1 pseudogene is annotated in these 271 nt (G+C 57.9%); it reads left to right on the top strand.

Annotation, left to right across the window (positions count from 1 at the left end):
- A pseudogene (locus KZZ04_RS19310) lies at nt 1-271 on the top strand (DNA mismatch repair protein MutS); the annotation flags it as partial.

Genomic DNA, 271 nt, shown 5'->3' with positions numbered 1-271 from the left:
CCGCCGTTTTGGGTGATGAGCGTTTGTTCGGCCTGTCGGTCCTGGATATCACCAGCGGTAATTTCAGCGTGCTGGAGATCAAGGGCTGGGAGAACCTGCTGGCGGAACTTGAGCGTATCAATCCGGTGGAGTTGTTGATTCCGGATGATTGGCCAAAGGATTTGCCGGCGGAGAAGCGTCGCGGGACCAAGCGCCGCGCGCCGTGGGATTTCGAGCGTGATTCGGCGCTGAAAAGTCTGTGCCAGCAATTCTCGGTGCAGGACCTTAAAGG

Source organism: Pseudoalteromonas sp. CR1 (assembly GCF_019392235.1).
GTDB lineage: Bacteria > Pseudomonadota > Gammaproteobacteria > Enterobacterales > Alteromonadaceae > Pseudoalteromonas.
This window is presented reverse-complemented; position numbering and strand designations above follow the sequence as displayed.